Origin of the sequence: Pseudomonas donghuensis, from assembly GCF_000259195.1 — a bacterium.
GTDB classification, from domain to species: domain Bacteria; phylum Pseudomonadota; class Gammaproteobacteria; order Pseudomonadales; family Pseudomonadaceae; genus Aquipseudomonas; species Aquipseudomonas donghuensis.
The window spans coordinates 1-12,445 of the sequence record NZ_JH650788.1; the positions used below are offsets into that span (position 1 = coordinate 1).

Consider the following 12,445-nt stretch of genomic DNA (forward strand, 5'->3'; position numbering starts at 1 on the left):
CTTGCCAGCGATGAGGCCGGTCCAGTCAGCTCATCAGTGTTGCCTGACTTGCGACCGCTGCGCGCTCGATCGCCGGCAAGGCCGGCTCCCACAGGTCCGGGGTAAAGAGGTTCTTTGTGGGAGCGGGCTTGACCCGCGATGGGGTCGTTCAGTCTGCCGCCAACCCATTGGCCAGCAACTGCGCCTTGAGCTGCGGCCGGTAATTGCGCGCATAACAGCGGCCGATAGTGCTCGACCAGTTCTGCCCCTCGACTCGCCCGGCGAGCTGCCAGTGTTCCATCAGGGCCGCATCGTAAGCCTCGATTGCCGCCGGCAATGCCTGGGCGTCATAGCGCTCGTCATGACGAAACGAAGCCAACGGCAAGCGCGGTTTTTGCAGCGCCGGCTGCTGCACGTAACCCAGCGCAACCCCGCACAGGGCAAAGGACTTTTCCGGCAGGCCAAGCAGCTCGATCATGCCGCTGGCATTGGCGCGAATGCCGCCCACCGGCACCACGCCCAAGCCCAGTGAACGCGCAGCCGTCATCAGCGTCGAGAGGATGATGCCGCCATCGGTGCAAGCGGCAACCATGCCTTCCAGGTGCTGGTGAATGCACTGCTGGTCACCGCTCAGGCGCGCCGCCAGTGCGGTCTTGTAGAAGTCCACCACCAGGGTGATGAACACCGGTGCCGCGGCAATCCACGGTTGCCCGCCGGCGAGCTCGGCGATCTGGCGGCGGCGCTCGGCATCGCGCACCACTACGGTGGAAATGTGCTGGGCGTTGAACGAGCTCGGTGCCTGGTGGGCGGCCTGGAGGATGGCGTCGAGCAGGCTGTCGCTGATCGGCCGGTCCTGGAAACTGCGCTCGCTGCGATGGCTGGCGAGCAGCTCGATGGTCGGGTTCATGCTGGCCTCATTCCTTAAGGACTTATGAATTCACTGCGCGGGCGCCGTCCTCGGCAAGACCCGGTACACGCAGCGTCGGTCACCTGATATCAGATGTTCACAGCGCTCGACAAGCGCCTGTTCACCCAGCACCGACTGGAAGATCTGCAGCTCCGAGCGGCAAAACCCCTGGCATCGTGACGCCGCGGCACAGATCGGGCAGTGGTTTTCGATGATCAGCCAGCCGTTGTCGCTTGCGACCATTTCCGCCATGTAGCCAGCCCGTTCGCGCAGCTGCACCAGGGTCCGCACCTTGTCTTCGAGTGTTTCGGCCGGGCTGCAGGCCTGCAGGTATTCGCTGCGGTTGGCGTTTTCCATGCGGGTGATGAGTTGATCGACCCCCTCATGGCCGAACACCTGCTCGACCGTCTCGATCAGCTGCAGGGTCAGCACGCTGTGGGCGTCGGGGAAGCGCCGCTGTGCAGCGTCGGTCAGGGTCCACTTCTGCGAAGGGCGGCCAGCGCCTTTGGCCGGGGCGCTGATGCCGACGATCAGCTCGGCGGCCTGCAGCTTCTGGATCTGCTGGCGCGCGGCTTCGAAGGTGATCTCCAGCAGGCTGGCAAGGTCGGTGGTTTTCAGCGCGCCACGGGTCTTGAGTAAAAACAGGATACGGTCGGCGGTGGAGTTGGCGTCGGCGGCAGGTGCAATCATCGTGTGCAGATAACCATGCGAATAGGCGTTAACGGTCGACCTGTGGCGCCATCCATTGCGCAGGTAACGAGCTCGAGCATAGCCCGTTTTAGCACTGCACCGATTATTTGTAAAAGGTATTAGCTACAAAGTTCAAAGCTCAAAAAAATATAAAAGTTCGAATTTGTGTTTTCCCCGGCAGCGACTAGCCTGAGATCTTAGTCTGCGTCCGTGGCAGCAGTGAGCACCGCCAATGGCCAGAACTTGCCGTGCAGGCAGGCCGTGGGCTTGGAGCATTTAGGGAATGAAACTCAACAGGGAAGTGAGTGTATGAATGCGCAAAAACCGGTGACCATCTATGAGCACGCCGAAGAGGCCAATACCCTCGACGGTGTGTTCGACCTAGTGAAACTCTCCGACCAGTATCGCCAGTCGGCCATCCTCCACGCGGCAGTCGCGCACAAGGTCTTCGACCATACCCGCCAGCCGGTCAAGGCCGAGGTGGTCAGCCTGGCGCTGGGCTGGGTGGCCAACAAAGGCAAGATCTTCCTCAATGCCCTGGTTGCCATGGGCCTGCTGCAAAAAACCGACAAAGGCTTTGTCAACCAGCCGTTGAGCGAGCGCTTCCTGGTCAGCAGCAGCGGCGAATTCATCGGCCCGATCATTGCTCACCAGCGCCTGCAATGGCAGAACTGGCCGCGCCTGGGGGAAATTCTCAGCACCACCCAATCGCTGGATTTCCAGCAGGAAAACCGCTTCAAGCATGACCTCGCTGCCCGTGATGCCTTCAACGATGCCATGGTCCGCTTCAGTCAGCCAATGGTCGATGTGCTGCGTGAGCTGTCAGTCTTTGACCAGGCGAACAAGGTCATCGACCTGGCCGGCGGCCATGGCACCTACATCGCCGAGATCGCCCGTCGCCACCCGCAGGTCAGCGGTGAGATCTGGGACCTGGACGCCACCCGCCAGGCCGCCCAGAGCACCATCGGCAAGTATCAGCTTGAGCAGCGCCTGAGCTTCAAGGAGCGCAACCTGCTCGACCTTGCGCGTTATCAGGACGCGCGCGCCGATGTGGTGATGCTCAACGACTGCCTGCATTACTTCACCCGCGAGCAGACCACTGCGCTGATCAAGGGTGCCAGTCAGTTGCTGGAAAACAACGGCGCCTTGCTGATCCTCAGCATGACCCTGGACGAAGACGAGATCCACCCGGTGCTGTCGGCGGATTTCTCCCTGCACATGATGGTCAACACGGTGAATGGCGAACTGCACCCGACCCGCTGGCTGGCAAAACAGATGCAGGACCAGGGCCTGAGCGTCGACCAGGAGCCGATTGGCCGCTATACCCTGCTGGTCGGACGGAGGGCCAACTGATGCTCAAGTTCATCGTGCTGCACTCGGCCAACCCGGACGGCCGTACCTTGACCCTGATCGGTGAGCTGGGCCAGGTGGCCAGCGCCGCCGGTTTCGAACTGCACGCCACGGCGCAACTGGCTCGCCAAGGCGAGGCCGATGGCCTGATCGTGCTGCTGGCTGGCGAACAGGAGGCGGCATTGGGCGCACAGCTCAAGGCGGCCGAGGCCCTCTACCGCAATACGGCGGTGACCCTGGTACGCCTGGCCGACGGCCAGGGCAGGGTGCCTGGCGCAGACGCCATCAATCACCAGTTGTTGCAGGCTGCGGTGTGCTTCGTCTATCCCTATGGCCTGACCCAACTGGATAAGCCGCTGGCCAGCGAAGCGTTGAAAAGCTGGCTTGCGGGGTATGCCAAGTTCACCGCCGCGGTAAAGATGTGGCGTGCCCTGGAAGGGGTATCGCTCGATGCTGCGGCGCTGGCCCGCCAGCAGCCGCAGCTCAATCACATCAACATCCTGGCTCGCGACCTGCAGGTGTCTCAGGCCTTCTACCGCGACATCTTCGGCGCACGCTACTGCTACAACCTTGGCCCGCGCAAAGTGGTGATGGAACTCAACGGCTTTGACTTCTTCATCGAGCAGAGCGCCGAGTTCAACTACCCGCCGGGTTATCACATCGGCATTCGCGCCTTGCCCGAAGACGTCAAGCGCATCGCCGAGCGGGTCACGGCCAATGGTTCGATCAAGCTGGTCAAAGGCAATGGCCCGGCGCCGGGCTATCACCATGGCCCGGACAACGTACGCAGCGCCGTGTACTTCGAAGACCCCGATGGCCTGGTGGTCGAAGTCTATAGCGCCGAAATCGAGATGATCGAAACCAACCGCCGACTGCTGCTCGACCAGCTCTGAGGCTAGCCCTGGGTACTGCGTTGTGGGCCGAACCAGGTTCGGCCCCGGCGTGGGCGTCGTTACTCAATACAAGGTGCAAGGATGAACAGTCTCAAGGATCGGCATTGGCCGCGGCTTCCCAGCCCGCTGCCCAAAGATGTCACTGACCGGGTGCTGATGGGCTACCCCGAGCATTACCGTGAATACCCGCTGGTGGAACAGGTGGGCATGGCCATCCGGGCGCTGCTCGATAGCCCGGTCGAGCAGTTGCTGGCCCAGCTGCAAAGCGCAGATACGCCGTTGTACCAGCGCATTGGTGCAGGTGAAGTGCTGGGGTTGCGCGGTGACCCGCGCATTGATGTATTCAACCCGCAGATGATCGATATTCCGGGCGCTACCGTGCAGATCGGCCTTGCGCCAGAGCGGGTGGGTGAAGTCCTCGATGCGTTCGACGGGCTAGGCCTGGACCGCAGCTGGATCGAGAAGGAAACCCCGCTGCACAGCGTTCAGCTGGACCGCTATCGCATCGCCCGCTTTGCCGTGACCAACAGCGAGTACCGGGCGTTTTTGCTCGACACCGGCCACCCCTCGCTGCCCAGTAGCTGGGCCTTTGGCCGCTACCCGCAGCAGCGCGCCAACCACCCGGTGTACAGCGTCAGCGACAGCGACGCCGATGCCTATGCGCAGTGGTTGAGCCAGCGCACCGGCCGGCGCTTCAGCCTGCCGACCGAAGCCCAGTGGGAGCATGCCGCAGCCGGGCCCCAGCGCCTGCAGTTTCCCTGGGGCGAACACTTTCACGCCGAATATGCCAACACCATCGAACTGGGTTACCTGGACAGCACCCCGGTGGGGGTGTTCCCCGAGGGCGCCTCGGTGTTCGGCGTGCTGGACATGGCCGGCAATGTCGAGGAGTACGTCGCCGATGACTATCGGCCTTACCCCGGCGGCCCGCAGATCAACGACGACCTGGTGCTGGATGTCGGTCGTCACCGAATCGCCCGTGGTGGCAGCTTCACGCGCTTTCGCGACCTGGCGCGCAACCCTCGGCGACATGGGCGCTACCCACGACCGATCTATGTCATGGGCTTTCGCCTGGTAGAAAACAACAACTGAGTTATCTGTCAATCGTGCGAGGTTTGATCATGAACAACGACGTTTCGCTGCACACCAAGGTGCCGATCTCGATCCTCGGTGGTTCGGTCGACGCTCATTTCTTCGGCTTCAAGGGCTTCGACAAGCACAACGAACATTTTGCCGTCGGCATCAACCTGGACAAGGCCCAGGTGCCGCTGGTGCGGGTGCATTCCGAATGCATCACCGGCGATGTGTTCGGCTCCCAGCGCTGCGATTGCGGCCCGCAATTGCAGGAGGCGCTGAACACCTTGAACGTGCAGGGCGGTTACCTGATCTACCTGCGCCAGGAGGGGCGCGGCATCGGCCTGTATTCCAAGTTCGAGACCTACCTGCTGCAGGACCGCGGCCTGGACACCTACGAAGCCAACCTTGAGCTCAACCATCCCGCCGATTCGCGCAGCTTCGCCCCAGCGGCGCAGATGCTCAAGGCGTTGAATGTGCACCGCTGCCGGCTGCTGACCAACAATCCGGACAAGGTCCAGCAGTTGCGCGAAGGTGGCATCGAGGTCATCGACCAGGTGCCGACCGGGGTGTTCCTGACCCGGCACAACCGTAACTACCTGCTGTCGAAAGTGGCCAAGTCCAGCCACTCGATCAAGCTCTGATTGTTCTCTGAAGAAAAAAGGATTTTTCGATGAAACACATTGGCCCCATCAGCGGCATCGCCGCCCATGCAGCAGAGTTCGTCGCCACCGCAGGCTACGACAACCAGGTCATTTTGTGGAATGCCCGCACCGGTTTGCCCATTCACCGTGTGCACCACGATCATCTGGCCAATCAATGCGCTTTCAGTGCCGACGGCAAGCACCTGGTCAGCGCCAGCAGCGATTACACCGCGCGTATCTGGGAAGTCCCGAGCATGCGCCTCAAGGCGGTGCTGTCCGGCCACCAGGACGACGTCGAGATGGCGGTGTTCTCGCCCGACGGCACGTTGGTCGCCACCTGCTCGCGTGACCACGTGCTGCGCATTTTCGATGTGCACGGTAACCTCAAGGGCAGTTTCCACGGCCACCAGGCCGACGTGATTTCGGTGGTCTGGTCGCCGGACGGCAAACGCCTGATTTCCAGCAGCGACGACGGCACCGTGCGCCAATGGGACACCGCCAGCTTCAGCCAGTGCGATGAAGTGGACATCGGCGGCGTCGAGACCGACACCATCGCCATCACCCGTTCCGGTGTGGTGTTCGCCGGCGACGATGAAGGGCGCATCTCGATCATCGGCCAGGGCCAGGTGCGCAGCGTTGCCGCCCACGACGCCGGGATCAAGCGCATTGTCTGGAACGACGACAAGCAACTGCTGGTGACCCTCAGCTACGACCGCTCGGCGATCCTCTGGCGCTTCGATGCCCAGCACAACCTCAGCAAGCTGCGCAGCACCGCATTGCCGAGCATCATCTGGCCGCGCAGTTGCGCCTTTGTCGGTGAACAAGAACTGGTGTTCGCCACCTTCGGCTCGCGCTATGCCACCTGGAACTACGAGCGCGACCAGTGGAGTGTCGAGGGTATCCAACCCGCGGTCAGCATCAACGCCGTGGTCAGTGCCCAGGGCCAGCAGTACAGCATCGGCGATGCCGGCTTGCTGTTTCGCGACAACAAACCGGTGACCGGGGTCGGCAGCCTGTGCAACTTCCTCCAGCCGTTCGGGCCGTTGCTGCTGACCGGCGGGCAGATGGGCCAGGTGTTCGATGCGCTTACCGGGCACCTGCTGTACCAGCACCGCTCACCGTTGAACTGCGGCACCACCTTTACCAAGGACGGCGTGCTTCACGCCCTGATCGGCACCTACACCGGCGAAGGCCTGGTGTTCATCCTTGACGGTCGTGACGGCATTAAGCTAGTGGCCTCGATCGCCATGCACGAAAACGCCATCAAAGGCGTTGCCGCCAACGACCGCTACCTGTTCAGCGTTTGTGCCTCGGCCGATGCCGCGCTGCACCGTATCGACGATTTCAGCTGCGCCCGCCATATCGACAACGCCCATTCGCGCATCTCCAATGGTTGCTGCCAGATCGCGGGCGGCTTCGCCAGTATCGGCCGCGACCTCAAGTTGCGCCTGTGGCTGGAGAGCGGTGACGAGGTGTACGACTCGCCGCACCAGCATTCGATCAAGTGCATCGGCGCTTCGGCCGACGGCGCGATCATCGCCACCGCCGCCTACAACGGCACGGTGGCCCTGTTCGACCTGGTCACACGCAGCTGGCAGCCGCTGCAACGGCCCACCGCCAGCGGCATTTCCTGCATCACCCACAGCGGTCAGCAGCATGATTTTCTGGCCAGCTCCTATGACGGCAACATCTATGGCATCGCCGCCCGGCGTGCTTCCTGAGTGCGAGGAGATCGGTCAATGAGCAAGCAGGCAGTGGATTTCATGGAGCTTTCGGCGTACCGCAAGGCGCTCGATACCTCGTTTGTGCACCGCTATAGCCATGGTGAAGACGAGTGGTCGTGGGACATCGGCATGGCCCGGGCGGCGCGGATATTCCTCGCGGCGCTGGGTGACAGGCCCGACCAGCGCATCCTCGATGTCGGCGTCGGGCGAGGCCGCGATGCGTCGGAGTTGATTCAGGCCGGGCACCGGGTTACCGGCCTGGACATCGTCGAGAACTCCAGCTGGCCGCTGTTGCGCAAGCGTTGGGGCGAACGCCTGGAGTTGCTCAACAGCGCCCTGCAGGACTGGCAGCCGGTGGACGGCCGGCAGTTCGACGCGGTGCTCGACAACGGTTGCTTCCACCATCAGCACCCCGATGAGTGGGATGCGTACCTGGCGCACATGCGCAGCCACGTGCGCCAGGGCGGCCTGATTGCGCTCAATGTGTTTGGCGTGGACAGCAGCAACCCGGTACCGGGCTGGCGCGAGATGGACAACCAGCGCCAGGGTTACTTCTTCACCGAGCAGGGCATTCGCGACACCCTTGAAAGCTACGGCTTGACCTGGCAGGAGCTGGTGGTGATCGAACGCCAGCATGGCGACGCCATGTACCTGCTGGCGCTGGTACGCAACTGAGTGGGAGCACGGCCGGGGCCTGAGTGTTTCAGGTCCCGGCCGTTTTACTTACTTCCTGCAGATCAGACCGATCTGCAGGCTGTTGCTTTCGAACGCGTCCCAGTAGCCCGGCTCCCGGGCCGCCCGGCGTTGCTTGCTGATCAACGGCGCAATCCACAGGCAGTCGCGCAAGCCTGCGGCTTTTGCCGCGTCTTCATACACCTCTTTACGCCAACGGTAGTAAGTGAAGTCGGCCGGCGGCGTGGACATGAACTGGGCTTTGCAGCGATAGCCGCCGTTGACGGCGCTTTCTTCCAGTACGCTGATGCCGTAGCGGGTGAAGTTGCCCTTGGCCAGGTCAAAGGCCGGGTTGGCGGTGTAGGCCACCAACTGGCCGCCGGGCTTGAGGTTCTGCGCCGCGGTGCTGAACATCCGCCCCAGTTCCTCGATGCTGCTGGCGTAGTTGAACAACCAGGCCGCGGTGACCTTGTCGTAGCTGCCGATGCGCCCCATTTGCGCCACGTCCCGTACTTCATAGGCGATACCGTCGTTGGCCTGGCGGGCCTGGTAGATCATGCTCGGCGAAATATCCACGCCGCGCACCTGAGCCGCGCCCCAGTCCTTGAGCTGGCGGCTGAAAAAACCGTGGCCACAGGCCAGGTCGAGAATCTCCAGGCGCTGCACGTTGCCGACCATGTAGCGGAAGGTATCGACTTCGACACCGCGCTGGCTGGCATGGCTGGTGAAGTCCTCGAACTGTTCACTGATGCGCTCGTACACCTGTTTGGCTTCTTTCATCGCTGCTCCTTGCATGGCAGGGGGACTCAACTCTTCAGGCCAGGGCCCGGGCCGGGCTGCGGGTAAGGCGCCAGGTCAGCCGCAGGGCCAGCACCGGCGCCAGGGCAAACACGCCGAACAGCCAGGCCGAGGCCTGCTGCGCACCGGCGACGCCACCGGGCTCGACCAGCCCGGCGCTGTTGCTGACCAGCCCGGCCAGTGCGGCGGCCAGGGCAGTGGCGTACAGCTGTACGGTGGTGATCGAGGCCGAGGCGAGGTTCTCTTCGCCCGGGCGGGCGGCGCTGAGTATCCGGGTCAACAGGTGTGGCCAGCCCAGGCCGATCCCCAGGCCAACCCCGGCCAGGGCCAGGCAATACACAACCAGGCCCTGGGTCTGCGCCAGCCACCGCTGTTGCGGGGTCATCAGCGCCAGTGCCAGCAGGGCAACGAGAATAACCGCCGGGCCGAAGCGGATCATGCGTTCGGCGCCAGCGCCTGTTCGGCTGGCGCTGAACAACGCGGCAACGGTCCAGCCACCGGCCATGGCGGCGGTCATGTAGCCAGCTGCCAGCGGGCTCAGGCCGTGAATCTGCTGAAGGAAATAAGGAACGAAAATCTCCGTGGTGATCGCCGCGATCAGCAGGCACATGACCGCGTACAACCCACCCAGCGGTGTGCCCAGGGCGTAGGCGCCGGTGGGCAGCAGGCGTCGGCCGGGCTGGTGGTCCAGGCGTGCGATCAGCACGGTGATGGCCAGCCCCGCGCCGATACCGATCAGGTTCCAGAGCAGTTGCGTCGACAGGCTGGCGGCGGAAATCGCCAGCACCGACGCCACCAGGCAGGCGATCAGGCCATAGGGTGGACGGGATTGCGAACGGGCGGCGACCTGGTTGCGCAACTGGCTGATGACGATCAGCGCCAGCAGCGCCGCTACCGGCAACAGCGACCAGAACGCCCAGCGCCAATGACCGCCCTGGGCGAAGATGCCACCGACCGCCGGGCCGCACAGGGTCGCCACGCCCCACATGCCGGACACCAGGGCCATGGCCCGCGGCCACAAGCGTTCATCGAACACCAGGCGGATCAAGGCATAGCTCAGGGCAAACAAGATACCGCCGCCCAGGCCCTGGACACTGCGGCCGATCAGCAGCACCGGCATGCTTGGCGCTTCGGCGCAGATCACCGAGCCCAGGGCGAACACCGCCAACGCCAGGAGAAAGGCGGCGCGCGCACCCAGGCGTTCGATCAATTGCGCCGACAAGGTCGAGCCGATGATCGAGGTGGCGACGAACAGGGTGGTGCTCCAGGCATAAAACGCCAGGCCGCCGATGTCGGCAATCACGGTCGGCAGGATGGTGGTGACGATGTAGACGTTGATCGCGTGCAAGGCCACACCCCCGGCCAGGGCGATCGAGCGCAGGGCATTGCGCCCGTGCAGCAGTTCGGCCCATGAAGCGGGGGCAGGGGTGTGGGCGGTGTTCATGTGCGGCTCCTTCGCAGGCGGGGCGTTCAGTGGCTGAAAGTCTAGGTGCAGTCGCCCTATTACACAATTTATAACTTGTATAAATAGCCAGCGCGCCAGGCGCCGGTTTTGCTACCATCGCGTTTTTTTTACCGCCCGCGCACTGAAGCGCCGGGCGGCTGACAGGCAAGGCCGAAGGAGAGCAGCATGATCATCACCACCACAGGTACCATCGAAGGCCGGGAAATCGCCGCCTATCTGGATGTGGTCAGCGCCGAGTCGGTCCAGGGCATCAACGTGGTTCGCGATATTTTCGCCAGCTTTCGCGACTTTTTCGGTGGCCGTTCGCAAACCCTGGAGAGTGCCCTGAAAGAAGCACGCATCCAGGCCACCGACGAAATCCGCAGCCGCGCGCGCAGCCTGCAGGCCGATGCGGTGGTGGGCCTGGATTACGAAATCAGCATGCCGTCGGCACGCGGTGGCATGGTTGTGGTGTTTGTCACCGGCACCGCCGTAAAGCTCAAGTAAGCCTCTAAGTCACCCGAGGGGTGCGACAAAATAGCCCGGCCATTGGTCGGGCTTTTTTGTCTTCGCCCGTGTGGTCCGTAAATGACCGGCTAGTCTCAGAATCACCAGGGTCAGTGCTTTTCTGGGCAATCATCTGCTTGCCGGTACTGATCCGCTGTCGGAGGGAGACTGGGGCATGGTTGACTTATTCAATGAGGACAACGGCGACGCTTTTCCAATCAACAATCTAATCCGTTGCGGGCAGAGCGGCTATCGGCTGGGCTTTACCAACATGACGCAGGAAGACGCACAGGTGCGCCTGAACACGCTGCCGCGTAGCAAGAAGGGCAAATTCACCCCGCGCTTGCCCGCGAAGAAGTGATCGAATCGACCACCACCCCGCCCAACGGCGGGGTTTTTTTTGCATTGTTTGACCTCGCGCAAAGGTTGTGCGGCTCGTACTCGCCTGATTTCGGGTTGTGTGCCTTACTACTGCCGCCATCAATACAGGAGTCACTCGATGCGTATCAGGGAAGAAACTTACTGGAGCTGGGCCGACGCGCAACTGCATAGCCGCAGCCATGACGAACAGCTCAGTGACGGGACCAGTATCGACGTGCAGGTGAGGTTGTCGCGTACCGGTGCCACGCAATTGTTCCTCGGCATCTATACGTGCCAGGGCAATGCCCTGGTCGAGGAGTATTACGACAACCGTCCCGGCGAAACCATGACCCGCGCCATGGTCTGGGGTGTCGACCGGGCCCGGGCACTGGCTACCGGGGCGTTGCCGCTGGAGACGGTGGCGCTGCGCCTTCAGGCCTGAGGATGGCGGGCGCGGCTGGCCTGGACGATGCGCTGGGCCGGCACGCGCAGTTGGCGCAGCAGGTAGTCGGCAAATTCGTCGGGGTAATCCTGCAGTGCAATTGCCTGCTCCATGCAGCTCAACCAGATAGCGCTGTGGTGTTCATCGATCGGCCATTGGGCATGGAAGGCCGGGATGGCGATCGGGCCATAGCGTTCGCTGAACAGCCGCGGGCCACCGAGCCAGCCGCTGAGAAAGCAGGCCAGCTTGTCGCGTGAGGCATCGAGGTTGTCGGGGTGCATCTGGCGCACGGCCAGTGCCTCGGGGTTCTCATCCATCAACCGGTAGAACGCATCGACCAGGCGGCGCAGGCCGTCGATGCCACCGGCGGCTTGGTAGGACGCATCACCGGTGCCGAAAGCGGGGTGGGTCATAAGTGGGCTCTTCAGGTAAAAGCGCCATTCTAGCCAAGTCCCGGGGCGAATAAAAAATGCTGTTCATGGAGTCTTGGGGGCTATGGTCCTTGGGTTGGGTTGGGTTGGGATGTTCAGGCTGCGAGCTTATCCGTTCGCTGTGGCGCCGCTGCTGGCCCCTTCCGCCTTTACGGCGGCCTACTTTTCTCTGGGGAAAAGGTAGGCAAAACCGCTTGCTCCTGCATACGGCCCTACGCTGCGCTTCGGGTCCCCTCGCTACGGCGCCCTCCGGGGCATCGCGGCCTAAGACTTGCTACGCCAAGTCTACGTCTCGCGTCTTCGGCTAACGCCGAAGGTGCTGCGCACTGCCCCTACAGGCACCTTCGCTCAGCCTCCTGAAGTCGCTTTTGGCGGCGCCTGGAATTACGTGCATGAACATCAAAATCAAGACCAAGCAAGTCGGTGCTCGCTTTGCCAGCGAGCTTGCCCCGCTCCGGCGTCAGCCTGGCTGCGCCAACATCTGCTTTCGCAGATACGCCCGTGCAGGCGCCGCCCGTAACTTCGCGACT

Annotated in this window: 14 protein-coding genes; 9 read left to right on the plus strand and 5 right to left on the minus strand. The window is 62.9% G+C overall.

What is annotated here, in order from left to right; translation table 11 throughout:
- Positions 1 to 148: 148 nt before the first annotated feature.
- Together UW3_RS0125255 and UW3_RS0125260 are read right to left on the minus strand one after the other, a co-directional pair.
- Entirely contained in the window at positions 149 to 886 is a 738-nt protein-coding gene (locus UW3_RS0125255; RefSeq protein WP_010226769.1) for a nitroreductase family protein, read from the minus strand.
- A 30-nt stretch (positions 887 to 916) separates the two neighbouring features.
- Entirely contained in the window at positions 917 to 1,576 is a 660-nt protein-coding gene (locus UW3_RS0125260) for a helix-turn-helix transcriptional regulator (protein WP_010226771.1), read from the minus strand.
- A gap of 309 nt (positions 1,577 to 1,885) precedes the next feature.
- On the opposite strand from UW3_RS0125260, the gene UW3_RS0125265 reads away from it, so the two are divergent.
- From UW3_RS0125265 to UW3_RS0125290, 6 genes are all read left to right on the plus strand, one after another.
- Positions 1,886 to 2,929 (plus strand): methyltransferase, encoded by a 1,044-nt coding sequence (locus UW3_RS0125265; protein WP_010226773.1) that lies wholly within the window; start codon positions 1,886 to 1,888, stop codon positions 2,927 to 2,929.
- Positions 2,929 to 3,819: a VOC family protein gene (locus UW3_RS0125270; protein WP_010226775.1), complete on the plus strand. Its 891-nt coding sequence runs from the start codon at positions 2,929 to 2,931 to the stop codon at positions 3,817 to 3,819. Before UW3_RS0125265 ends, UW3_RS0125270 begins: the two co-directional genes overlap by 1 nt.
- An 81-nt stretch (positions 3,820 to 3,900) precedes the next feature.
- The gene (locus UW3_RS0125275) at positions 3,901 to 4,911 is read left to right on the plus strand and encodes a formylglycine-generating enzyme family protein (protein WP_010226776.1); all 1,011 of its coding nucleotides are present in this window, start codon (positions 3,901 to 3,903) and stop codon (positions 4,909 to 4,911) included.
- A 29-nt stretch (positions 4,912 to 4,940) separates the two neighbouring features.
- Positions 4,941 to 5,537: a GTP cyclohydrolase II RibA gene (gene ribA / locus UW3_RS0125280; protein WP_010226778.1), complete on the plus strand. Its 597-nt coding sequence runs from the start codon at positions 4,941 to 4,943 to the stop codon at positions 5,535 to 5,537.
- A 29-nt stretch (positions 5,538 to 5,566) separates the two neighbouring features.
- Positions 5,567 to 7,258 carry a WD40 repeat domain-containing protein gene (locus UW3_RS0125285; RefSeq protein WP_010226780.1) on the plus strand — a complete coding sequence of 564 codons (1,692 nt, stop codon included), beginning with the start codon at positions 5,567 to 5,569 and terminating at the stop codon, positions 7,256 to 7,258.
- 18 nt (positions 7,259 to 7,276) lie between these two features.
- Complete coding sequence (locus UW3_RS0125290; RefSeq protein ID WP_010226782.1) at positions 7,277 to 7,936, plus strand: SAM-dependent methyltransferase; 660 nt, start codon at positions 7,277 to 7,279, stop codon at positions 7,934 to 7,936.
- Between the two features lie 48 nt (positions 7,937 to 7,984).
- Here UW3_RS0125290 and UW3_RS0125295 read toward each other — a convergent pair whose 3' ends face one another.
- Together UW3_RS0125295 and UW3_RS0125300 are read right to left on the minus strand one after the other, a co-directional pair.
- A complete protein-coding gene (locus UW3_RS0125295) occupies positions 7,985 to 8,713 on the minus strand; it encodes a class I SAM-dependent methyltransferase (RefSeq protein ID WP_010226784.1) in 729 nt (242 codons plus the stop codon).
- A 34-nt stretch (positions 8,714 to 8,747) separates the two neighbouring features.
- Positions 8,748 to 10,175 carry an MFS transporter gene (locus UW3_RS0125300; RefSeq protein WP_010226786.1) on the minus strand — a complete coding sequence of 476 codons (1,428 nt, stop codon included), beginning with the start codon at positions 10,173 to 10,175 and terminating at the stop codon, positions 8,748 to 8,750.
- Positions 10,176 to 10,361: 186 nt separating this feature from the next.
- Between UW3_RS0125300 and UW3_RS0125305 the strand changes: the two genes are divergently transcribed.
- The 3 genes from UW3_RS0125305 (at position 10,362) to UW3_RS0125315 (ending at position 11,484) form a co-directional block, all read left to right on the plus strand.
- The gene (locus UW3_RS0125305) at positions 10,362 to 10,682 is read left to right on the plus strand and encodes a YbjQ family protein (RefSeq protein WP_010226788.1); all 321 of its coding nucleotides are present in this window, start codon (positions 10,362 to 10,364) and stop codon (positions 10,680 to 10,682) included.
- Between the two features lie 175 nt (positions 10,683 to 10,857).
- On the plus strand, positions 10,858 to 11,043 hold the full coding sequence (locus tag UW3_RS0125310) for a hypothetical protein (protein WP_010226790.1): 186 nt from the start codon (positions 10,858 to 10,860) through the stop codon (positions 11,041 to 11,043).
- Between the two features lie 138 nt (positions 11,044 to 11,181).
- Complete coding sequence (locus UW3_RS0125315) at positions 11,182 to 11,484, plus strand: hypothetical protein (RefSeq protein ID WP_010226792.1); 303 nt, start codon at positions 11,182 to 11,184, stop codon at positions 11,482 to 11,484.
- Here UW3_RS0125315 and UW3_RS0125320 read toward each other — a convergent pair.
- Complete coding sequence (locus UW3_RS0125320) at positions 11,475 to 11,897, minus strand: group II truncated hemoglobin (RefSeq protein ID WP_010226794.1); 423 nt, start codon at positions 11,895 to 11,897, stop codon at positions 11,475 to 11,477. The genes UW3_RS0125315 and UW3_RS0125320 overlap by 10 nt on opposite strands.
- Positions 11,898 to 12,445: the final 548 nt, after the last annotated feature.